The following is a 21,710-nucleotide window of genomic DNA, read 5'->3' as shown; positions in this document are numbered from 1 at the left end:
GTCCGGCCCTTGCGAGAGACCGAGTTTTCGCAGCGGCAACGACGTATCGCGGGGCTTACCCAATTCGCGGACAGGCGGTTAACACCGGTTACTGCAAACGACCTGCAAGGCATTTCCCAAATTGTCGTTTGGGTACAAGCCGGAGGGCAAATGGTGGATTGCTGAATTTTAGATACATTTCATCTTATAAATATATCGTCCCGACAAGAAAGTAACAAAAAGGCAACTTACAAAAACAGGTGCCTATAGCATTGTTTCGCCGAGTTTTGGCCGATGTAAATACTTAATGTGACCTACGGGTAGTTACTTAAGGGTTCACTATTTGCCTAGGACCCATTCTGATATCTTTTTCAAATCAAGAACATAACCGAAGTAAGTTATGAAATAAGATATCTGGGATGAGCATTAATGCTACTTACTGCTATTGGCATATTGCTGCTTGCGCTCACCATCCTTGATGCGTTGCTGACCATCCTTGACGCGAGCGGGCGCAGTCTTTTTTCTACAAAAGCCTATCGCCTGTTCTGGTGGATCTGGCGCCACCTGGCAAAGCTGCTTCCCTATCCCGTGGCGCAGGGCGCGCTCAGTCTCGCCGCCCCGCTGATGATCGGCCTCATGATCTCCCTGTGGATCGGCGGCATCGTCACCGGCTTTGCGCTCATCTTCTACGGCGGCATGTCGTTCGGCGATTTCATCACCGGCGGCGGATCGCAGCCCAGCCTCCCGGCCGCTTTCCGCCTGAGCTGGGTCACGCTTTCCACCATCGGCTTCGTGGAAATCAGCCCGTCGAACATGATGTATTCCATCGCGGTGGCACTGGAAGCGCTGCTGGGCACGGTGATCCTCACCTTCTCCATCACCTACTTCCTCAGCGTCCACCGCAGCATCCTGAAATACGACCGGCTCGTGGCCGATTTGCACCACCGCCTCGGCCGCAGCGGCGACCCAATGGAAAGCGTTTCGAAGCATCTCAGCCGTAGCGATCTGTCGGAACTCAAGAGCCTGCTCAGCCGCCTGCATGACGGGGTCATTGGTCTCCACCAGGGGCTCAGCCGCTATCCCATCGTCTATTTCTACCGGCCTCGCGCCGAAGAGCGCAGTCTTCCGCGCACTATCCACGTCCTCGGTACGCTGGCCGATACGCTGACCCACTGCCACCCCGGCCTCGCGCAGCATTTGCCCGATCTGCAGGCGCTCAAGGCGGGCATGCAAGACCTCGTGAGAGACCTCGGCGAAGCCTATGTACCGGTGGGGGAAGCGGATCACAGCCCGCCGGTTTCCTACACGGAATTTCAGGAAGCGTTTTCCGGCCAAGACTGGGCAGCCAGCCGGTCGGTCCAGCGGTTCCTTTCCAACTGTCGCTGCCTCGAAACGATCGTCGACCAGTCCTTCGACACGTCCGACGCCTATCGCAACTATCTCGAATGGCTTCCGGCGGACCGCAAGACACAGGCCTTCGTCGCCACGATCGCGCATGACCTGGGCTATGTGGAAGACCTGCGTCCGCGCCGTTCCTCCTATCTCCTCGGCGCGCTCAGCCGGGGGCCGAAGCAGGGGCCGCAGCGCCTGCTCTTCAAGCGGTCGAACGCATGAAGATGCTGGTCAACACTTCGGCCCTGCTGGGGAAGTTGAGAATGCTGATCCATCAGGCATTCTGGATTTTCCCGATGATCGCGATCTTCGCCGGGATCCTGACGGCGACCTTCGTCACCCGGCTCGACGTCACGACTTCGGCCAGCCTCGGCGGATTGCTGACCACCGGGGGGCCGGTAGGCGCGCGCAATCTGGTGGAAACCGTGGCGTCGACCTCGCTGACCGTCGTCACGATCGCCTTTTCGGTCACCATCGTGGCGCTGCAGGTCGCGGCCGCACAGTATTCGCCGCGCGTGCCGCGCCAGTTCATTCGCGACCGAGCGACCCAGCTGACGCTGGCGGTGTTCATCTTCACCTTCGTCTATTGCCTGGCGGTGCTGCGATCGATCCGTGAAGACACGGTGGTCGTCCCGCAGCTGGCAGTGACGCTGGCCTTCATCTTCGCCCTGATCAGCGTGGCGGCCTTCGTCTATTTCATCCACCATATCGTGCACGCGATCCGGATCGAAGAAATCCTGCGCCATGTCGAAAAACGCACGGTCTGGGCGCTGACTGCCAATTACGAACGCCGCGAAGAAGGCGATCCCAAGCCCGACCTGCCCGAAATTCCCGATCGGGCGGTTCCGGTGAGGGCCACGTCCTCAGGCATCATCCAGCGCATCAACGCCGATCTGCTGCTGGATTATGCGGCGGAGAACGACCTCGTCATCCACTATGTCTACATGCTGGGCGATCAGGCCGTGAAGGACACCGCGCTGGCCTGGGTGTGGGCGGCGGATCCCGATGGGCAACTGCCCGAAGACGAAGACGATTTGCGGGCGAAAATCGCCAAGTCGATGCAGATCGGCCGCGAACGCAGCGTGCAGGCCGATGTCGCCTTCGGGCTGACCCAGCTGGTCGATATTGCTCTGCGCGCCGTGTCCACCGCGATCAACGATCCGACGACTGCCTGCGCATCGATCCGATCGGCCGAAATCGTCCTGGTGCAACTTTGCCAGCACCGGCTCGGCAATCTTCTGCTGGAAGACGATGACGGGAATGTCCGCGTCGCCGTGCCGCGCCGGTCGTTCGAAGCCTATCTCGACATGGTCGTCACTCCGCTGCGCCGGACATGCCCCAGCGACATGGCGGTCATGCTGCGCCTGTCCGAAATGCTGGCCGATGTCGGCCGCGCGGCGGTGGAGAGCGACCAGGAAGGTGATGCCGTCGCGCACCATATGGAACTGGTGCAACGGGCGGTCGACCGGGCCGTGCGCGAGGAAGAAGACCTTGGCAAGATCCAGCGGGCGGCCCGCGCGGTGGAAATTGCCCTGTCCGGCAAACCGCCGAGGCTGTCATGAGCTGGCGCCCCGCAACCATGGTCCGCGCGGCGACCTTCTTCCTGATCGGCGGAGTGACCAGCACGCTGTTCTACTGGGTGCTGGGAATGTGCACCTTCCTTCTCGCCGTCATCTTCTCGGCGCAGTTCTATACCGACGTGCTGTGGTTCGACGAGATCGGCTATCTCGACGTCTATCTGACCGTGGTGAAGACCAAGATCTGGATGGGTCTGGTGCCCTTCCTCGCCATGTCCGGCTTCGTGGCGCTGAACATGTCGCTGGCCTACAAGCTGGCGCGGGCCGACCGCGTCATTTCCGCGGACGAGCGGCGGGTGGATGCCTGGCGGCGGTCCTTCGAACCCTATTTCCGCCCCATCGTGATGACCGTCTCGCTGATCTGCGGCCTTTTGGTCGGCCTGCAGACCTATCCCCGCTGGCAGACCTACATGCTGTGGACGAACCGCGTGGACTGGGGCCGCAACGATCCGCAGTTCGGCCGCGATCTGAGCTATTTCATGTTCGAGCTTTCGCTGCATGTGCTCATCAATCACTGGCTGTTCGTCTGCGTGCTGGTGACGCTGATCCTGACGCTGGTCACCAGCTACATCTTCGGCGGCATCCGTCCGCAGGCACCGCATTCCATGCTGCCGTTCCAGGTCAATCTGCACATTTCCGCGCTGGTTTTCGCGCTGATGGCGCTGATCGGGTGGGGCATGCTGCTGGAACTGCATCTGCTCAGCTATTCCGAACGCGGGGTGGTGACGGGACTGGGCTTCACCGATTCCAACGCCAGCCTGCTGGCCTATAAATTCGTCGCCGCGGCGGTGGTGGCGGGTTTCGTGATGTTCCAGGTAAACATCCGGCGCCCCGGGTGGATCATCCCGACCATCGTGATGGTCTGGCTGATCCTGATCGGCCTCTCGATCGTGCGGTTCTACCCCAACCTCTTCCAGCTCATCATCGTCGAACCGCAGGAGCTGGAGCGCGAGCGGCCCTATATCGAGGACCATCTCCAGTTCACCCGCTACGGCTTCGGGCTCGACCATGTCGAGCGGCGCACGGCGGGCGTCACCCAGACCGGCGACATCGAGGCCATCCGCGCCGACCGGCCGCTGCTCGAAACGCTGCGCCTGTGGGACCCGGCCACGCTGCTGATCAATTTCCGCGAATTGCAGGCCTTCCGCGCCTATTACGACTTCGTCGATATCGACGTCGACCGCTACATGATCGACGGCGAGCTGCAGCCGGTGATGATCGCCGCGCGCGAAGTGGATACCGAGCAGCTGCCCGAACGCTCGCGCCGGTGGCAGTCGGAACGGCTGATCTACACGCATGGTTACGGCCTCGTTTCGGCCGCCGTGGCCGATGCGAGCGAGGCGGGGCTGCCGGTCTTCCTTACCTCGGACATCCCGACCACGGGCAGCGGACCGACCTCGGTGCGCAATCCGCGCATCTATTTCGGCGAAAGCTCGCCCGAATTCTCGATCGTGAACAGCGAGACGGTGGAGCTCGACCGCCCGCGCGAAGGGCGCAGCTTCGCCAAGCACGATTTCGCCGGCGGCACCGGGGTGGCGATCGACGGGCTGTTCTCGCGCCTGCTGTTCGCGATCCGGTTCTGGGACCTGCGCCTGGCGCTGACCACGCTGCTGTCGGACGACAGCCGGGTGCTCTACCACCGCAATGTGCGCGAGCGGGTGCAGCGCGTGGCGCCCTTCCTCGAGGTCGATGCCGATCCCTATCCCATCGCCGCCGACGGGCGCATCAAATGGGTGATCGACTGTTACACCGCCAGCGACATGATGCCCTATTCCAAGCGCATCAATCTGGGCGATTTCTCGCAGATCTTCCAGGGCAAGCAGGAAGAGACGGGGATCATCCCGGAAGAATTCATCCGCCTGCTCGAACGCCGCAGCAACCGCGCCAATTACGTGCGCGGCAGCGTCAAGGCGGTGGTCGATGCCTATGACGGCCGGATCACCTTCTACATCACCGACGAGAGCGACCGCGTGCTGCAGGCCTGGCGCAACGCCTTTCCCGAGCTGTTCCGCCCGGTGGAGGAAGCCAGCGCGCAGGTCCGGGCGCATTTCCGCTATCCGCAGGACCTGTTCCAGATCCAGTCGGTGATCTGGGCCGATTACCACATGCGCGCCAGCGACGCCTATTACACCCGCGAGGGCGCATGGCGCATCCCGCACGATGCGGACTTCATCTCGCTGCGGCGCGAACGGGCGCGGCCCGAACATGAAGAGCGCAATGTCGATCTGAAACCCTACTGGCTGCGCACCCGCTTTCCCGGCCATGGCGAACCCGAATTCGCCATCGTCCAGCCCTTCAGCCCGGAAAACCGCAACGTCCTGTCGGGCTATCTCGTCGGCGGCAGCGACCAGGACCGGCTGGGCAAGCTCACATCCTACAGCTTCCCGCCCGACGATACCGTGATCGGCCCCTCGCAGGCGCAGGCGCGGATCGACCAGGACGAGCGGATTTCGGCCTGGATGACGCTGCGCATGCAATCGGGTTCGCGCGTGTCGCGCGGCCGCCTGCTGGCGGTGCCGCTGGATAATGCGGTGATCTATGTCCAGCCGCTGTTCGTGCAGGCCGACAAGTCGAGCGTGTCCGAACTGCTCGGCGCCCAGCTCGCCAGCATCCCCGAACTCAAACAGGTCGTGATCGTCTTCGGCGACCGCGTGCTCATGCGCCCGACGCTGAAACAGGCGGTGGCCGCCCTCTTCGCGGAAGAGGAACCATCCGTCCCCGGGCCGACCGAAGCCGCCGAACAGGAACAGACCAGCGAAAGCTAGTCGGAAAGGTGCCCCATCATGCTAACCGTCGTCCTCATTCTGGCCATCGTGGTCATCCTCGCCAGCCTCGTGGTGGCGGCGCTGCGCCGGCACGACAGCAACAATTATTTCGACCAGGATCGCCAGCCCTTCTACGCCGAACCCGACCGGCTGGTCGAAGGCGGGCTGCTGTATTCCCAGAAGGATTACGAGACCAAGGAACAGCACACCTACACCGTCACTCCGGCGGGCGAGGCGGGCCTGCGCGCGTGGCTGCGTGAACCGGGCAACGATCCCGGCTTCCTGATGCTCAATTACGCCGGGATCGTGGAGCAGCACGAACCGTGCAAGGTCGCCCAGAACAGGCAGCCGATCCACCGCGCCCGCAAGGCCGAATACGAACGGCTGGAGCAATTGCTCGTGAACCGGCCCGAGTGGCGATACGCGCTCGCCGCCAGCCGGCTGGGCATCCGCTTCGAACGTGCCTGCCTCCAGTTCTGGGACGATGTCGCCGCCGAACACTCGGCCGAGGCCGCAGCCGGAAAAGCACAGGCCGAAAAAGCCCAAGCCGACAAGAAGGAGGACTGATCGCCATGCTCATCATCATCCTGATCATCGCCTGCATCTTCGTGCTGCTGGCCTATCTGGTGGTCACCGTCCGGCGGCACGACAAGCGCGCCTATGCCGACCGCGACCGCGATCCCTTCTACAGCGAGATGGCGCGCCTGGCGGCTGCCGGCCTGCTGTACGAAGAGGAGGAACGCACCGTCGGGCGGCCGCGCCATTCCTTCATCGTCACCCCGGCAGGCGAGGCCGCGCTGCGCACCTGGCTGCGCGAACCGGCGAACGATCCCGGCCTGCTGCGCCTCTATTTCGCCGGCATCGTCGGCCCTGCCGATGTCGTGGCGCTGGCCCGCGAACAGGCCGCCAAATGCCGCGAAAGGCTGGAGAAATTCGACCGGGTCGAGGACCTGTTCGGCCGCAAGCAGGGCTGGGACAAGGAACGCGACCATCTCGCCCTTGGCCGCCGGTTCGAGGAATTCTGCCTCGACTTCTGGGAGACCCAGATCCGCCAGCCCATCAACGCCCAGCTCTTCGTCGACGATGGCGGCGAGAACGAACGCAAATCGCAATCCGGCGAAGAGACGAACGAAGACACCGAAGAAGACGAGAAGAAGGAAGACAAGACCGAGGACTGACACACCGAAAAGCTTTTCGATCGAAAAAGGAGAAAGCCATGAACCGTCCGCAGAAACAGACCATTCATTCCCTCAGCTTCGCCCTTGCGCTCAGCCTGGCAGCCTGCGGGCAGCCCAGCTCGGCCGAACAATCGTCCGGCGGCAGCCAAGGCAGCAGCCAGGGACCCGGCACCAGCACCGCGCAGGATGACCCGCTGATCCGGCAGGACAGCGAAGTGACGCGCGAGACGAGCACGGCCGAAATCGTCCGCGAATCCTCGGATACCGGGGCGCTGCAGGAGGTGGGCAACGTGGAACTGTTCACCGGCGGCACGATTCAGCCCGATCCTGCCAAAGGCATCTACCAGAAGGGCCGCGGCTCCACCGCGCGGATCGTGTCGTCGGGCACCGGCAATGCCGCCGCCATCCGCCAGACCGACGATGTGGGCGACGGGGCGGACGGATCGTCGGCCACCATCTCGCTCGGCAATGACAGCAAGCTGGCCAACAACAGCACCGCCTATATCGACCAGCGCGGCGACAAGGGGGTCGTCAGCATCAATCTGCAGGGCGATTCCAATGTCGCCTTCGGGCGCCAGAATGCCAATCTGGACGGCAGCGGCACGGGCGCGGAGCAGACCCATACGCTGGCGGGCAACGAACACCGCAGCGAGATCATCCAGGCCGCCGAAGCCGCCACGGCCGACGTGACGCTGTCGCAGGGCAACAACAGCACCGGGCTGGTGCAGCAGTCGCAGGCCGGATCGAAAGCCTCGATCGCGATCAAGAACGGATCGGGCAGTCAGGGCAAGGTCGTGCAAGGCGGCAATGGCCGCGGCAACACCGCCGATATCGACATCGACGGGGCCGGCAACGAAACCCAGATCACCCAGCGCTCGGACAATGGCAGGCAGGAAGGATCCGTTTCGCAGACAGGCGAACAGTCCAAGGTGCAAGTCGTCCAGGACGGGGCATCCGGGAATGTGTCTTCGGTCAATCAGAACGGCACCGAAGGATCGGCCACGATTCTGCAGCAGCAATCGCCAGCCAACAAGGCGCAGATCGACCAGGAAGGCGCAGGCTCCCGCAGTCTCGAAGGCTCCATCCGGCAGACCGGTTCGGGCGGGCAGAACGAAGCCGATATCGACCAGACCGGCAAGACCCATAGCGCGGTCATCCGCCAGAGCGGCAGCGGCGGCGGCAGTGTTGCCGGCATCGACCAGTCGACCGACGGCACCGATGAAAACGAAGCAACCATCGAACAGACCGTCGATGCGCAATCGGGCACCGACACGGTCGATATCGATCAGGGCGGCAGCGCCAATCGCGCCAAGGCCACCCAGCGCCGCAGCGATGGCGGGACGGGCAGCAATGTCAGCATCACCCAGCCCGGCGTGCGCGGCGTGGCCACGGTCGAACAGGATGGCCCGTCGCTCAAGGGCCAGATCGGCCAGAACGGCAATGCCAATGAAAGCACCATCCGCCAGCGGGGATCGGGCGGCGCGGCCGAAGCCTCGATCAAGACCGGCAGCGGGACCGACAACAATGCCGCCGAGATCAAGCAGAACACCGGCGGGGTGATCGCCTCGATCGACCAAACCTCGCCCAACAATGGCGCGACGATCGAACAGACCAACCCTTCCCCGTCGCAAGGCACGGTAGAGGCCGATATCGATCAGGGGTCGGATGTGCAGAACAACGCCATCATCCGGCAATCGGGGGCGGGCACCGTACGCAGCGCCACGCTGTCCCAATCGGGGCGCGAGAACGAAGGGCGGATCGACCAGTCGGGCCCGGGGAACGAGATTACCGCCACCGTCCAGACCGGCGGCAAGCGCAACAGCGTGCGGCTGATCCAGAATGCGCAAAGCGGCGGCGCGGTCTCGGCAGAGCTTCAGCAGGGCGGTGACGAGAACGAAATGACGCTGGAGCAGAAAGGCAGCGCGATCAGCGCCGTGCTGGCGCAGGACGGGGACAGCAATGTGATGGACATCACCCAGACCGGCAGCGGCTATGACATCAGCGTGGAGCAGAAGGGCAACAATAACTCCTTCCGCATCTCCTATTCGGGGCCGAGCGAAGGCGGCGGCGGCTATTCGATCGTGCAGAACGGCGGGGAAACGCGCGATGAGAAATAGGCTCCTCATCGCTGGCGCGGCGCTGCTGATCGGGGCGGCGCCGCCTGCCCCCGAACCCGCCGCAGTTGCCCCCTCCCCCGCTGCGCCTGCTTGCGCGGAAATCGCAGGCGCGTTCTGCGTGGATGCCGGGACCGCCGATCGCGGGCTCGTCATCACGCGGACCGCGCGGATCCGGTTCGAGACGCAGGCCGATCAATTGCGCCTCACGATCGAGGATCGCGGATCGGATGCGACGACGGTGCTCGACCTGCCCTACGCCAAGGGGGCGCGAAAGAAGGCGGCTGGCGGAGGTGGCTAGACGCTTCGCCGGGCTTCTGCCCGCCCTCTGCCTCTCCTTGCGGCCCGGCTCTTGGCCAGCTCATTGGCGAGGGCAAGGCAGGCTGTGAACACCGCGCCTTCGAGGATAGCGGTGCCGAGAAGGGCAGCCGGGCCCATCCCGCTCTCGCCAAAAAGGCGCGCCAGAGGGGAAAGGTTCAGGCTGGAGGCGGGAAACTGCCGCGCCAGCAGCGCCAGCGTGGCGGCATAGAAGGTCCCGCCCGCCAGCGCCGCGACGGCGGCGAAAGCGCCGCCCGAAACCATGGCGAGCAGGGCGGCGGAAAACCGTCTACCCGCCGCCCTTACGCCCAGCATGATAGCCAGCCCCGTTGCCGCGCCCAGTGCCATGCCTTCGTAAAGCCCCATCACCCGCCCGGGAAAGACGCCGGTCAGCGAATGCAGCCCATGGCTCGCCAGCGCCGAACCCAGCGCCCCGACCACCAGCCCGCCCGCCGCGCCGCCGAAGATCAGCGACCAGTGCCCTTCCCCGCGCCACAGGCTCGCCAGCGCCATGCCGGTGCCGATCCCGGCGGCCCCCAGCACAGCCAGCGCCGTCGTCAACAGGATCACGGTCAGCACGGCGGCCACATCGCCGCCGGTCGCCGCCATGCCGTAGAACACGCCCCCGAGCAGCCCGGCGCCCAGCCCGCCCAGTGTCGTCGCCCCCGCGATCCGCGCGGCGGGCGATGCCGGTCCTGCCTTCGTGGCATAGGCGCGGGATGGCGCCGCCACCGCCTCGACCTGCGCCACGAAGCGATAGCCGTGCTTGGGCACCGTTTCGATGAAACGGGGACTTTGCGCGGCATCGCCCAGCGTGCGGCGCAGGCTGCGGATGCACTGGGTCAACGCTTCGTCGGTGACCGGGATACCCGCCCAGACCTCCTCCATGAAGCGGTCCTTGGAAACCAGCTCTCCCGGATGGCGGGCGAGCAGGACCAGCGCGTTGAAATAGCGGCTGCCCAGCTCGATCACCTCGCCGCCGCGCCGCAGCTGGCGGTTCGCGATGTCGAGCGTGAACGCACCGAACGCAAGAAGGCCTGGCCCCTGATCCATTGCGCCCCGGCGTAAGCGATGATCCCGGCCTGAGAAAGGGTTTCAGCGATTGCTCACGAATTGCTCATGGCGCGGCGCCCGCGGTCGGGCAGGTCCGGGATCGTTCAGCACTCCAAGGAAGGACACGCCCATGACCCGCATTTACGAAACGCCCTCTGGCCATGAAAAGAAGCCCGGCCTCAACGGCTGGCGCGTGGCCGGATGGGGAACGCTGCTCGCACTGCTCGCTCTGCCAGCCATCGCCATGCAGCTGACCGGCGAAGTCGGCTGGACGGCGAGCGACTTCGTCTTCGCCGCCATATTGCTCGGCGCGCTGGGGGCGGGAATCGAGCTTGCCGTGAAGGTCGGGCGGAACGGTGCGCACACTTTCGCCCTCGTTCTGACCGCTTTGGCCGCATTTGTGACGCTCTGGGCCAATGCAGCCGTAGGTTTCGTCGGTGACGGCCCGATCAACATGGTGTTCGGGGCAATAATCGGAACATTTCTGGTGCTCGCAGCGCTCGCCCGCTTCCGCCCCGGGGCCATGTTCTGGCTCTGCTGCGGGGTGATCGCGGCAGAACTTGCCACCGGCCTCGCGGCCCAGTTCACCGGCCAGGCGGACTGGCTCCCGGTCCTCTTCGCGGCCGGTCTGTGGCTGCCACCGGCGGCGCTCTTCCACCTGTCCGCTGGGCGGAAATAGCTTTTCATATCAGCGCTTTACGGCTCAAACCCCGGTCGACCCGAACCCGCCCATGCCGCGCTCCGTCGTCGCCGAAAACTCCTCGACGACCTCCAGCTGCGGTCTCAGGATCGGCAGGAAAACCAGCTGCGCGATGCGGTCCCCGGGGTTGATGACCAGGCTGTCGCTCCCCGGCGGATTGCGCAGCCAGGCGCTGATAAAAATCTCATTGGCATAGTCCGCATCGATCGTCCCCACTGACTGCCCCAACACCAGCCCCTTCTTGTGCCCCAGACCGGACCGCGCCAGCAGGAAAGCCACCATTTGCGGGTCGTTCATGAGGATGGCGATGCCCGAGGGTATCAGGATCGGCTGCGCCTGAGGCTGGATCTCGAGCGGTTCGGGAATGCACGCATACATGTCGATTCCTGCCGACATTTCAGTCTGATACTGCGGGAGGCCCCATTCGTGCAGCCGCTCGTCGAGAATTTTCAGCTCTAGTTTTTTCATAAGATAAGACTGCTGGCCCCCTGATTTTGAGGGGAGCCCTGTGCCCCATCCTGCCGGTCGGGAGCAAGCGCAGATGCACTCTCAAGTGCCGCCCCCGCCGGTGAAGGCAGGGGCGGCCTGAGGTTCAGTTGGGCTGAAGCTGGATCGCGAGTCCGCCACCCGGTGCGAGCCTGACGGTGTAGCTGTCACCCTTGCGCACCGTAACGGTATCGTAAGCGATATCGTGACGCTTTTCAGTCAGATAGGTCGCCTCCGGGCCATCCTTCCACACCTTGGCAGTGTAAGCCTGACCCTCTTCGAGGAAGTCGAAATCCAGCTCCAGCGTGCGTTCGGTCGCATCGTTGACGCCGCCGACATACCAGTCCTGGCTGTTGCGATCCTTGCGGGCAAAGATGGCATAATCACCCACCGCGCCGTCGATCAGATGGCTTTCCGACCAGTCGGCGGGCACTGCCTTGATGAATTCGAGCTCCTTGGGATGAGCAGCAAGGCTCTCCACGAAATCGGCCGCCATCTGGATCGGCGAATAGATCGCCAGGTAGAGACCAAGCTGCTTGGCCAGAGTGCTGGCGATCGGATAATTCTGGTCACCCACCAGACCGAGCACGCCGGGCGTGTAATCCATCGGCCCCGACAGGAGGCGGGTGTACACCAAAGTCGGTTCATGGTCCGGACCGTTCGAAAACGCGCCCCAGGCATTGTATTCCTGTCCCCGCGCACCCTCGCGCGCAACCCAGTTGGGATAGGTGCGGCGCAGACCCGTGTCTTTCACCGGCTCGTGCGGATTGACCGCGACGTGGTTCTTCGCCGCTTCCTCGACCACGCGCAGGTGATGCTGCACCTGTCGCTGGCCATCGTGCCATTCGAAAATTTCCGTATCGTCTTCGCAGGGATCGGCGATATCTGCATTGCAGGAAATGACCCCGCCCGCATCGGCCACATAGCCGGTCTTCACCCAGTCGACCCCGAGTTCGCCATAAAGTTTCATGGCATCGGCGAGTTGCTCCTCGTAAACCTTGATATTGCCGCCGGTCTCATGATGCCCGATCAGTCGGACGCCCTTCTTGCGGGCGTAATCGGTGACTTCCTTGAGGTCGAAATCGGGATAGGCCTGCGTGAAGCTGTAATCGCGCCCGTTGCCGAACCAGTTTCCGTCCCAGCCGATATTCCAGCCTTCCACCAGCACGCCGCGAAAGCCGTGCTCGGCAGCAAAGTCGATATACTGCTTGGCCCGTTCGGTTGTTGCGCCATGGCGATCGCCCGACGCCCAAGTCCATTTGTTGGAGATCATGCCCCACCAGATGCCGATATATTTGCCCGGCTCCACCCAGCTCACATCACCGAGCTTGTTGGGTTCGTTGAGGTTGAGATCGATATCACTCTCGACGAGGCCGGCCGGTCCATCGCTGATGCGGATCGTGCGCCAAGGGGTGGTGAAGGCACCTTCGCGAACGACCTTGGCCCCGCGGCTCGACGGGGCGAGCGAGGCCCTGAAGCGCGAGCCTTCCATGCGCCGCAGCCACATGCCCGAGTAATCGACAAGCGCTGCCTCGTGAAACGCAAGATGGGTGCCGTCCTGAAGGCGCACCGTCATCGGCGTATGCGCAGTGGAAACGCCGGTGATGGGCGTTTCGTTATAGAGATATTCGTAGCGGTTGAAGTCCCCGCCCGGGATCCACCAGGCCTTGCCGCCTTCCGCAGCTTCGGGAGCGATGGCGAATTCGGTCAGCTCTTCGGCAATCCTGGCGACCGGCATTTCGGTGCTTTCAGGGAATTCGTAACGGAAGCCGATCCCGTCGTCGAACACGCGCATGCGGACAGTCAGCGCGCGCTTGCTCGTCTCGCGGGCTTCGCGGAAGGTGATCGCAAGCTCGTTATGGTGATCGCGCACAAAACGGCGTTCGCCCCAGGGCTGCTCCCACGTATCGTCATGGCTGGCGCGGGTTTCCGTTTCGACCTGAAAATTGCGGCGCATGGGTTCTGCGTCGGTGAAGATGAAACCCAGGTCGCTTTCCGCGATCAGGGCCTCGCCATCGCGCGTCACGCGGTAGAACGGCACACCGTCTCCATCGACGTCGAGAGTCACGACGGTGCGGCCATCGGGCGAGGCGACATCAGCGGCCAAGGCCGGGAGGGCGGTAGTGCCGAGAAGCGCTGCGAGCGAGCAGCCGAAGGCGCGGCGCATCATACCCGCACCACCAGCGCTGCATAGGGTCCGAGACCGGCGGACAGGACCGAATTGACGGTGCATAGGGTTTCTCCTTGAGGAATTTCGACGTCGTCGATGGGTTCGGGCGAAAGATTGAACAGGCAGACGACGGTTTCGCTGGCGCCGCCGCCTTCGTAGGCGCGTTCCACGCGCAGCAGCGGCCCATCCGCAACACAGGCCGACACGCTGCCGCAGCGAAGGGCGGGAGAGGCCTTGCGGAGCGCGATGACAGTGCGGGTCAGGGCAAGCAGCGAAGCCGGATCGGCGTGCTGATCGGCCACCGAACGCCTAAGGTTTTCCTCGCCCAGCGGAAGCCATGGCGCATCCGAACCGAAACCGCCTTGCGGGGAATTTTCCCACGGCATCGGCGTGCGCGCGCCATCGCGTGACAGGGTGAGCGGCCAGTTGGCGATGGCTTCGGGATCCTGCAGTTGGTCGAACGGGATATCGACCTGCGTCAGTCCCAGCTCTTCGCCCTGATAGAGGATGATGTTGCCGCGCAGACTCGCGAGCAGCAGCATCTTCATTCTCGCGAAGAGATCGCGGTCTTCGGGCGCACACCAGCGCGAGACGGCGCGCGGCGCATCGTGGTTTTCAAAGGCCCAGCTCGGCCAGCCCAGCCCCTCCTCATCCGGCCATTCTGCCAGTGCCGCGCAGACGAGGCCGGGCGTCAGGCGGTCGGCGTAGAGGAAGTTGAACCCATAGGCGGAATTGAGCCGCGTATCGCCCTGGGTGAACGCTTTCATCTCCATTTCGGCATCGTCACCGCCGACCTCCGCGACCGTGAAGATCGCGCCATATTCATCGGTAACTGATCGGATTCGTTCGATAAATCCAGGAATGTCCGGGTGCGACATATTATGGATCTTGCGCTGGAAATCGAACGGGCGGGTGCGCTGGCGATCGGTCGCCGGGGCCGGCGGATTGTCGCGCAACTGCGGGTCGTGCATCGCGAAATTCAGCGCGTCGATGCGGAAACCGTCGACGCCGCGATCGAGCCAGAAGCGCGCGACATCGAGCAACGCGTCCTGCACATCGGGATTGTGGCCGTTCAGCTGCGGTTGGCAGTTCAGGAAATTGTGCAGGTAATATTGCCCGCGGCGCGCATCCCAGGTCCAGGCGGGGCCGCCGAAGACCGATTGCCAGTTCGAAGGCGGCGTGCCGTCGGGTTTGGCGTCGGCCCAGACATACCAGTCGCTTTTGGGATTGTCGCGGCTGGCGCGGCTTTCCACGAACCACTCATGCTCGTCGGAGGTGTGCGAATAAACCTGATCTATCAACACCTTGAGGCCGAGCTCATGAGCGCGGACGATCAGCGCATCGAAATCTGCAAGGGTCCCGAAGATCGGATCGACGTCGCGATAATCGGCAACATCGTAGCCGAAATCCTTCATCGGGCTGGTGAAGAAAGGGGAAATCCAGATGGCATCGACGCCGAGCGAGGCGACGTGATCGAGGCGGCTGGTGATGCCCGGCAGATCGCCGATGCCATCGCCATTGGCGTCCATGAAGCTGCGCGGATAGATCTGGTAGATCGCCGCACCGCGCCACCACAAAACTTTGTTTTCCTGCATTTTTCCTGCGTTCTCGGAAAGCATTTCAAGCGCCGTCATCAGTCGTTCACCAGCTCGCAGATCGCCCAGCCGAGCGGCGGCAGGGAAATCCTGACGCTGCCCGGCGCGGCGGGCTTTGCGGGACAATTCCCGGCCAGCGAAACGACGCTTTTTGTTCCGGATTCGGTCCCGATCACCCTCTTGATCGGGGTGTTCGAGGTGTTGAATACGGCCAGAATACGCTGACCGCTTGCATCGTCGAAACGCTCCACCGCCAGCACGCCCGGCCCTTCGTGATCGAAGGCGCGGATCGTGGTCAGCCCCCGCCGCAGCGCCGGCGAGGCCGTGCGCATCGCAGCCAGTTCGCCGATCAGGCGATAGAGCGGATGGGCGGTGTCGAAATTGTCGCCGGCCGTGGTGGCATCGCTGCCGAGCAGGACATTGTCGTTATATTCCGCCACCCGGCTTTCGAACATATCCTCGCGCGCCAGCTGGTCGTTGCCGTCGGAGATGAAGCCCTGTTCGTCACCGTAATAGACCGTCGGCACCCCGCGCAGTGCGAACATCATCGCATGGCCGAGCTTGGTGCGCGCCAGCAGTTCGTCGGTATCGTCCGTCTCTGCATAGTCGCGCAGGAACATCGAGAAGCGCCCGAAATCGTGATTGCCGAGGAAGGTCGGCAGGCCGGTCGCGGTTTTCGCGCCGCCCGGATAGATCACATCCTGGCTGAGGAATTCGGCCATCACGGCGGGGCTTTCCTTGCCGCTGGCGACGAGCTGGGCCGCTTTCGCAAACCCCATGTCGAGCGCATAGGGAAGCTCCGCCTCGGTCATTACCCGCGCGGCGGTTATCGCATCGGGCGTATCGTAAGCGATTTCGCCGAAGATGTGGAAATTCGGAATGCCGCGCGCTTCGGCGCGTTCGAGCATGGCGGGCACGAAGGCCTGCCAGAATTCCGGGTTCACATGCTTGGCGGTATCGATGCGGAAACCGTCGATCCCGTACTGGTCGATCCAGTTGCCGAAGATGTCGATCATGCCAGACACCACGCGCGGGTGCTCGGTAAACAGATCGTCCAGCCCGACGAAATCCCCATCGACGCTGCTTTCGCCGATCCAGAAGGTATCGCCGCGATTGTGGTAATAGATCGGATCGTTGAGCCAGGCGGGCACTTTCACATCGCGCTCCGCCTCGGGCACCACGGGGGTATAGGCATAGGCCGGATCGGTCAGCCGGGCCCAGTTTTCGGGGCTGGGATCGGAAGGGTCGAAGCCCTTGTTGATGCGTTCCCCATCCACGCCGCCTCCGGTGGAATAGGGATATTCGCCCTTGCTGCGATAGTCATAGCTGTCTTCGGCGAAGCGGATCACATCGGCAGTGTGATTGGCGATGATGTCCATATAAACCTTCATCCCGCGCGCATGGGCGGCGGCCACGAAGGCGGCGAATTCTTCATTGGTGCCGAAATGCGGATCGACCTGCGTGAAATCGGTCACCCAATAGCCGTGATAGCCCGAACTGAAGCTGCCCGGATTGCCCGGATCGCCCTGCACCGGCTTGTTCTTGAAGATCGGCGCGAACCAGATCGCGGTGACACCCATCCCCTGGATGTAATCGAGCTTTTCGGTCAGCCCCTTGAGATCGCCGCCGTGATAGAAGCCCTTGTGCGCAGGATCGAAGCCGCTGACCAGCCGATCGTCCGCATAGCCGCCCAGATCGTTGCTGGTGTCGCCATTGGCGAAGCGGTCGGGCAGGACGAAATAGATCACCTCGTCTTCCACGCCGCGCTGGCGGAAGTCTCCGGCCTGCTGCGGTGCCGCCGCCGTATCTGCCTGCGCCTGCGCCTCTCGGGCGAGGCCCGGCATGCTGGCGAGCAGCAGGGCGGCAAGGGATAGGGTGCAATATTTCATCGGGCCGTCTCCTTGGTGGCGGCGGGTCGGGTGTCGGACTGCGGCATGCAGAAGGCGCGCAGGAATTCGGCGTGGCCGGGCATGGGGCCGACAGTAGCGGCGATGTCGCTTTCGATCCCCGCCAGCAGCCGCTGGAGGGCCGCGGGATCGAGCGCATCGGCATTGGGATGGGCGGCGCGCGGCATGACGCCCTGCCCCAGCAACACCTGCGTCCAACCGGCCTCGGTAAACAGCTCGTCATGCTCGCGGCTGAGATAGCCGGTGCTGCGGAACAGTTCGATCCGGTCGGCCAATCCTGCCGGCAGCTCCATCGCCCGCGCGCGGTCCCAGAAGGGTTCGCCGCGCCGATCGTTGGCGGCATAGTGCAGGATGAGAAAATCGCGGATGGCCGACCATTCGAAGGCGGACTGGCGGTTGAATTCACCCGCCGTGGCCGCCGTCTCGCCAGCAGGGCTGCCGGGGCGCGGCAGCATGGAAAGAAACCGCGCAATGCCCGACTGGATCAGGTGGATGCTGGTCGATTCCAGTGGTTCGAGGAAGCCGGCGGCCAGCCCCAGCGCAAGGCAATTGCCGCGCCACGGGGCGGCCCGCATGCCGGTGGTGAAGCGCAGGCGATTGGGTATTCCAAGCGGCGCGCCGTCGAGATTGGCCAGCAGCTGGGCCTCGGCCTCGTCATCGGACAGGAATTCGCTGCAATAGACCAGCCCGTTGCCGATCCGGTGTTGCAGCGGGATGCGCCATTGCCAGCCCGCCGCATGGGCCGCCGCGCGCGTGTACGGCGTGAAACCGCCTCCGGTTTCGCACGGCACGGCCACGGCGCGGTCGCACGGCAGCCAGTGGCTCCAGTCTGCGAAGCTCTGGCCCGGCATGTCGCCCGCCAGCCGCGCGCGAAAGCCGGTGCAGTCGATGAAGAATTCCGCTTCGATCCGGCGGCCGCCATCGAGGACGAGCGCAGCGATGTCGCCGCTTTCGCCGTCTTTCTCGGCAGTCTCGATCCGCCCTTCGATCCGGGCCACGCCGCGCGCTTCGGCGAAGCGGCGCAAATAGGCGGCGTAGAGCGCGGCATCGAAATGATAGGCCCAAGGCATGTCGGGCTGTGCCCCCTGCCCGGCAGGCCAGATCTGCATTCTGCCGGCACGCGCGGCCTGTTCGTTGAGCGAATAGGCGCCCAGATCTTTCGCCATGCCCAGTTCGCGCCCGCGCAGCCACAGCTGGTGGAAGGGCAGCAGCCCCGCCCCGCGCCCGACAGAGCCGAAGGCGTGCATGTAGCCGGTGCCAGCCTTGCGCCAGCCGTCGAATTCAATGCCGAGTTTGAAGGTGCCCTTGGTCTCGCGCAGGAATTCCGCCTCGTCGATCCCCAACCCGCGGTTGAACAGCCGGATTTGCGGGATGGTGGCTTCGCCCACGCCGACCGTGCCGATGGCATCGGATTCGACCAGCGCCACTTCGCAGCCGGTCAGCCGAGCCAGCGCGGCAGCCGCCATCCATCCGGCGGTCCCGCCCCCGGCAATGGCGACGCGCAGCGGCGCGCGCCTGCCGCCTGAGGTGGGAGAAGAGGTGTGCGTCACGGCCATGATCTTATCCGGTCACCGCGCCCTTGTCCGGCGCAAGCGTCAGCAAGGGCAACGGTATCGGAAAGCCAGGCGGCGGGGACGGCGGTTGCTGGTGAATGATCCGCCATCCCCGCCCCATGCATCAGAACTTGTAGGTGAAGCCTGCGAGGAAGCGGCGCCCGTAGCTCTGGTAATCGATCACCTGATTGCGGTTTTCGCCGGTTGAGACGAAGGGCTGGTCGGTCAGGTTCTGGCCCTGGATATAGAGCGAGAGACCTTCGAGCGCGCTGCCCGACTGGAAATCATAGCCGATCTGCGCATCGATGATCGTTTCCGCCAGCGCAGTACGCCGCGTGGGCGAGCCGCCGAAGCCGGTGAAATCACCAAGGAAGCTGGAACGGTAGCGCGCGCTGACGCGGCTGTTGAAACCGGCCTTTTCAAAATAGGCCGTGCCGTTGACCACCCATTTCGAATAGCCGGGAATTTCGGTTTCATTGCCGTCCGGATCTTCGATCTTGGTCTTGGTATAGCTGGCGCCGCCGGTGATGCCGAAGCCGTCCAGCGCCGGGGTGAAGGTGGAGAACGGCAGCGTGACTGCCAGTTCCGCGCCATAGAGATCGCCGCCGCCGGTGTTGGTCGGTGCTTCCAGCGTGCCGATGACCGGCAGATTGGGATAGGCTTCCGCGCCGGTGGGCGTTGGGAAAGCCGAATAATCGAAGGCGAAGCGGCCGTTGAAGACGTAGCTCTTGATGTCCTTGTAGAACAACTGGAGCGCCACGACGCCGCCGGTGCCGAAGTACTTCTCGATGTTGAAGTCGACGGCATTGGCCCGGTAGGGCCGCAGCGCCGGATTGCCGCCGCTGCCACGGATGAGGCCGCCGGGCACGGTGGCGTCGATACCGTAATCGATCGACAGGCGCGTATCGTCGAGCCGGGCGCGCATGATTTCACGCGCTGCGGCGACACGGAAGACCCAGTCGCTGTCAAGGCGCAGCGAAAGGTTGGCGCTGGGCAGCACGTCCCAGTAATCATCGCCCAGTGTGCGGCGCTCAGGGCCGGTTTCCGGGAAGATGAAACCGGTCGATTTCTGGACCGTGTTGATCGCCTGGACGCCGACATTCCCGGTGATCACGCCCGCGCCCACTTCCTGCTCCAGATTGGTCTGGAGATACATGGTCATCAGGTCTTCGGCGACGGTGTAGCTCTTGCTCAGCACATCGTTGGCCGCATCGGGGCCGGTCGCAACGCGCGGTTCGAGGACGAGGATGCCGTCGGCGATGAGATCACGCGCATCGTAGCTGACGATCGGGCCAAGGCCCAGATAGGTGAGATCGGTCGAACGCTGCAGATACTGCGAGGGGATCGCCACTTCGGTTGCACCGCCCGGCAGGCGGACGAAGGCTTCATCAGGCGTCAGGCTCTTCTCGCGGGTGGTGTAGTTCATGCCGAACTGCACGCTGCGCAGGAAGCTGTCGCTCTGGAGTTCCTTCTCCACTTCGACGCGGTACTGGAACAGCTCGTCTTCGACGATGCGGTTGTTCGAATAACCGGCCTGCGGCACCGTACCGCCGCCCCAGCCGAGCGGATCGGTCAGGAAGATCTGCGAGGGATCGCTGTAATCGAGCGAGGAATCGAAGACCGTGCCCTTGTCGCCCGAGGTGAAGTCGATGGTAGCTGCTGCGCCGTCACCGGTCACCGGGCCGTTGAAGCCGGTGCCCGAATAGCTTTCGAGGCTCAGCTCGTTGCGGTCGGTGCGCGAATAGCCGAAGTCGAAGAACGCGCTCCAGCCGTCATCGCCTTCCCAGTTGGCGTTAAAGCCGCCCGAATAGAGATCGGCCTTGCGCTGGAAGATGTCGTTGCGGATGACGCCGCGGACATTGTCGAACCGGCCCGCGGTGACAAGGCCGTCCTCGACCGTGGCGCTTGCGGGATCGAAGTCGGAGTTCAGATCGCCGCCATAGGCCAGCGGCAGCTCGAGGCCGCGCTTGGTCTGGTCGTCGTCGAAGTTCGAATAGAAGCCGTCGACCGTCAAGGTCAGCTGCGGCATCGGCTGGTACTGGATCGTGCCGTTGAGGCCGAGGCGCTTGAGCTGAGTGGAGGTGACGTAGGACTTCGATCCACCGATCAGCGCGGCGTCCTGCCCGCCGACATTTGCCGTGTCATAGCCCCAGGCGTTGAATTCCTGCAGCTGATACGGCTCGTCGACATAGGATGCGGCGAGCGAGATGCCCAGCGTATCGTCGGCGAACTGGTCGACATAGGTGCCGTTCACACGGTAGCCGAACTCGTTCGAACCGGCGTTGAGGGCACCGATATCCGCCCACGACCCGCGCGCACCGACGGCGAGGATACGCTCACCGGTTTCGAGCGGGCGAATGGTGCGGATATCGATGGTGCCAACCAGGCCCTGGCCCACAAGGGAGGCGGTGGGAGATTTGTAGACCACGACCTGGTTGACGATCTCGGACGGATACTGATCAAGCTCGACCGAGCGGTTGTCGCTCGTGGTCGTCTGCTCGCGGCCGTTGAGAAGGGTTTGCGAGAAGTCCGGGCCGAAGCCGCGGATGGCGACCACATTGGCGCGGCCGTTGAGGCGCTGCGCGGTGAGGCCGGGGAGACGGGCGATCGATTCGCCGATCGATGCGTCGGGCAGCTTGCCGATGTCTTCGGCCGTGATCGACTCGACGATCTGTTCGGACAGCTTCTTTTCCGCGACCGCGCTTTCGAGGCTGGCGCGGAAACCGGTGACGACGATGACATCGTCGGCCGCATCGGGATCGCTGACCGGCTGGCCGGCATCGACCTGCTCGGGCGTTTCGGGCTGGGTCCCCTGCGCCAGGGCGTGGGCCGGGATCATCCCGCCCGCCAGAGCCAGGGTTACGGTGAATGCGGAAATGCTGCTTCCGCTGCGAAGCGTGTCGCGAAATGCCATCGGTATACC

General features: G+C 63.9%; 15 protein-coding genes. 8 read left to right on the top strand and 7 right to left on the bottom strand.

Annotated elements, in window-relative coordinates; all coding sequences use genetic code 11:
- Positions 1-408: 408 nt before the first annotated feature.
- The 7 genes from K3175_RS06540 to K3175_RS06510 are packed head-to-tail and all read left to right on the top strand — an operon-like array spanning position 409 to position 9,306.
- The gene (locus tag K3175_RS06540) at positions 409-1,593 is read left to right on the top strand and encodes a potassium channel family protein (protein ID WP_221542581.1); all 1,185 of its coding nucleotides are present in this window, start codon (positions 409-411) and stop codon (positions 1,591-1,593) included.
- Positions 1,590-2,933: a DUF2254 domain-containing protein gene (locus K3175_RS06535; RefSeq protein ID WP_221542580.1), complete on the top strand. Its 1,344-nt coding sequence runs from the start codon at positions 1,590-1,592 to the stop codon at positions 2,931-2,933. The genes K3175_RS06540 and K3175_RS06535 overlap by 4 nt, the downstream gene beginning before the upstream one ends.
- On the top strand, positions 2,930-5,713 hold the full coding sequence (locus K3175_RS06530) for a UPF0182 family protein (protein ID WP_221542579.1): 2,784 nt from the start codon (positions 2,930-2,932) through the stop codon (positions 5,711-5,713). The genes K3175_RS06535 and K3175_RS06530 overlap by 4 nt, the downstream gene beginning before the upstream one ends.
- Positions 5,714-5,731: 18 nt before the next feature.
- Positions 5,732-6,280 carry a hypothetical protein gene (locus K3175_RS06525; RefSeq protein WP_221542578.1) on the top strand — a complete coding sequence of 183 codons (549 nt, stop codon included), beginning with the start codon at positions 5,732-5,734 and terminating at the stop codon, positions 6,278-6,280.
- Between the two features lie 5 nt (positions 6,281-6,285).
- Positions 6,286-6,891 (top strand): PadR family transcriptional regulator, encoded by a 606-nt coding sequence (locus tag K3175_RS06520; protein WP_221542577.1) that lies wholly within the window; start codon positions 6,286-6,288, stop codon positions 6,889-6,891.
- A 38-nt stretch (positions 6,892-6,929) separates the two neighbouring features.
- Positions 6,930-9,008, top strand: coding sequence for a hypothetical protein (locus tag K3175_RS06515; protein WP_221542576.1), 2,079 nt, complete (start codon positions 6,930-6,932; stop codon positions 9,006-9,008).
- A complete protein-coding gene (locus K3175_RS06510) occupies positions 8,998-9,306 on the top strand; it encodes a hypothetical protein (protein WP_221542575.1) in 309 nt (102 codons plus the stop codon). Before K3175_RS06515 ends, K3175_RS06510 begins: the two co-directional genes overlap by 11 nt.
- Here K3175_RS06510 and K3175_RS06505 read toward each other — a convergent pair.
- Positions 9,303-10,376, bottom strand: a complete 1,074-nt coding sequence (locus K3175_RS06505) for a winged helix-turn-helix domain-containing protein (protein WP_221542574.1) — start codon at positions 10,374-10,376, stop codon at positions 9,303-9,305. The genes K3175_RS06510 and K3175_RS06505 overlap by 4 nt on opposite strands.
- Positions 10,377-10,506: 130 nt before the next feature.
- On the opposite strand from K3175_RS06505, the gene K3175_RS06500 reads away from it, so the two are divergent.
- The gene (locus tag K3175_RS06500) at positions 10,507-11,055 is read left to right on the top strand and encodes a hypothetical protein (protein ID WP_221542573.1); all 549 of its coding nucleotides are present in this window, start codon (positions 10,507-10,509) and stop codon (positions 11,053-11,055) included.
- A gap of 24 nt (positions 11,056-11,079) precedes the next feature.
- Here K3175_RS06500 and dut read toward each other — a convergent pair whose 3' ends face one another.
- The 6 genes from dut to K3175_RS06470 all read right to left on the bottom strand — a co-directional run bounded on the left by dut (position 11,080) and on the right by K3175_RS06470 (position 21,701).
- A complete protein-coding gene (dut, locus tag K3175_RS06495) occupies positions 11,080-11,544 on the bottom strand; it encodes a dUTP diphosphatase (protein WP_221542572.1) in 465 nt (154 codons plus the stop codon).
- A 124-nt stretch (positions 11,545-11,668) separates the two neighbouring features.
- Positions 11,669-13,729, bottom strand: a complete 2,061-nt coding sequence (locus tag K3175_RS06490) for a glycoside hydrolase family 97 protein (RefSeq protein WP_425594834.1) — start codon at positions 13,727-13,729, stop codon at positions 11,669-11,671.
- Positions 13,729-15,366 carry an alpha-amylase family glycosyl hydrolase gene (locus tag K3175_RS06485; RefSeq protein WP_247710762.1) on the bottom strand — a complete coding sequence of 546 codons (1,638 nt, stop codon included), beginning with the start codon at positions 15,364-15,366 and terminating at the stop codon, positions 13,729-13,731. The genes K3175_RS06490 and K3175_RS06485 overlap by 1 nt, the downstream gene beginning before the upstream one ends.
- Positions 15,366-17,216, bottom strand: a complete 1,851-nt coding sequence (locus K3175_RS06480; protein WP_247710761.1) for an alpha-amylase family glycosyl hydrolase — start codon at positions 17,214-17,216, stop codon at positions 15,366-15,368. The genes K3175_RS06485 and K3175_RS06480 overlap by 1 nt, the downstream gene beginning before the upstream one ends.
- Entirely contained in the window at positions 17,213-18,790 is a 1,578-nt protein-coding gene (locus K3175_RS06475) for a tryptophan halogenase family protein (RefSeq protein WP_221542571.1), read from the bottom strand. The genes K3175_RS06480 and K3175_RS06475 overlap by 4 nt, the downstream gene beginning before the upstream one ends.
- Before the next feature lie 121 nt (positions 18,791-18,911).
- Positions 18,912-21,701, bottom strand: a complete 2,790-nt coding sequence (locus K3175_RS06470; protein ID WP_221542570.1) for a TonB-dependent receptor — start codon at positions 21,699-21,701, stop codon at positions 18,912-18,914.
- Positions 21,702-21,710 lie beyond the last annotated feature (9 nt).

The sequence above is a fragment of the Qipengyuania aestuarii genome (assembly GCF_019711535.1).
Taxonomy (GTDB): domain Bacteria; phylum Pseudomonadota; class Alphaproteobacteria; order Sphingomonadales; family Sphingomonadaceae; genus Qipengyuania; species Qipengyuania aestuarii.
Note: the sequence above shows the minus strand (reverse complement) of the source record. Positions and strands in the feature narration are given on the sequence as shown.

Excerpts from the sequence above, each read along its gene's own strand:
- K3175_RS06530 (WP_221542579.1), top strand. The coding sequence starts at position 2,930 with ATGAGCTGGCGCCCCGCAACCATGGTCCGCGCGGCGACCTTCTTCCTG.
- K3175_RS06510 (WP_221542575.1), top strand. The coding sequence starts at position 8,998 with ATGAGAAATAGGCTCCTCATCGCTGGCGCGGCGCTGCTGATCGGGGCG.
- K3175_RS06470 (WP_221542570.1), bottom strand. The coding sequence starts at position 21,701 with ATGGCATTTCGCGACACGCTTCGCAGCGGAAGCAGCATTTCCGCATTC.
- K3175_RS06520 (WP_221542577.1), top strand. The coding sequence starts at position 6,286 with ATGCTCATCATCATCCTGATCATCGCCTGCATCTTCGTGCTGCTGGCC.
- K3175_RS06475 (WP_221542571.1), bottom strand. The coding sequence starts at position 18,790 with ATGGCCGTGACGCACACCTCTTCTCCCACCTCAGGCGGCAGGCGCGCG.
- K3175_RS06525 (WP_221542578.1), top strand. The coding sequence starts at position 5,732 with ATGCTAACCGTCGTCCTCATTCTGGCCATCGTGGTCATCCTCGCCAGC.
- K3175_RS06535 (WP_221542580.1), top strand. The coding sequence starts at position 1,590 with ATGAAGATGCTGGTCAACACTTCGGCCCTGCTGGGGAAGTTGAGAATG.
- K3175_RS06500 (WP_221542573.1), top strand. The coding sequence starts at position 10,507 with ATGACCCGCATTTACGAAACGCCCTCTGGCCATGAAAAGAAGCCCGGC.
- K3175_RS06515 (WP_221542576.1), top strand. The coding sequence starts at position 6,930 with ATGAACCGTCCGCAGAAACAGACCATTCATTCCCTCAGCTTCGCCCTT.
- K3175_RS06480 (WP_247710761.1), bottom strand. The coding sequence starts at position 17,216 with ATGAAATATTGCACCCTATCCCTTGCCGCCCTGCTGCTCGCCAGCATG.
- K3175_RS06485 (WP_247710762.1), bottom strand. The coding sequence starts at position 15,366 with ATGACGGCGCTTGAAATGCTTTCCGAGAACGCAGGAAAAATGCAGGAA.
- K3175_RS06490 (WP_425594834.1), bottom strand. The coding sequence starts at position 13,729 with ATGCGCCGCGCCTTCGGCTGCTCGCTCGCAGCGCTTCTCGGCACTACC.
- K3175_RS06505 (WP_221542574.1), bottom strand. The coding sequence starts at position 10,376 with ATGGATCAGGGGCCAGGCCTTCTTGCGTTCGGTGCGTTCACGCTCGAC.
- dut (WP_221542572.1), bottom strand. The coding sequence starts at position 11,544 with ATGAAAAAACTAGAGCTGAAAATTCTCGACGAGCGGCTGCACGAATGG.
- K3175_RS06540 (WP_221542581.1), top strand. The coding sequence starts at position 409 with ATGCTACTTACTGCTATTGGCATATTGCTGCTTGCGCTCACCATCCTT.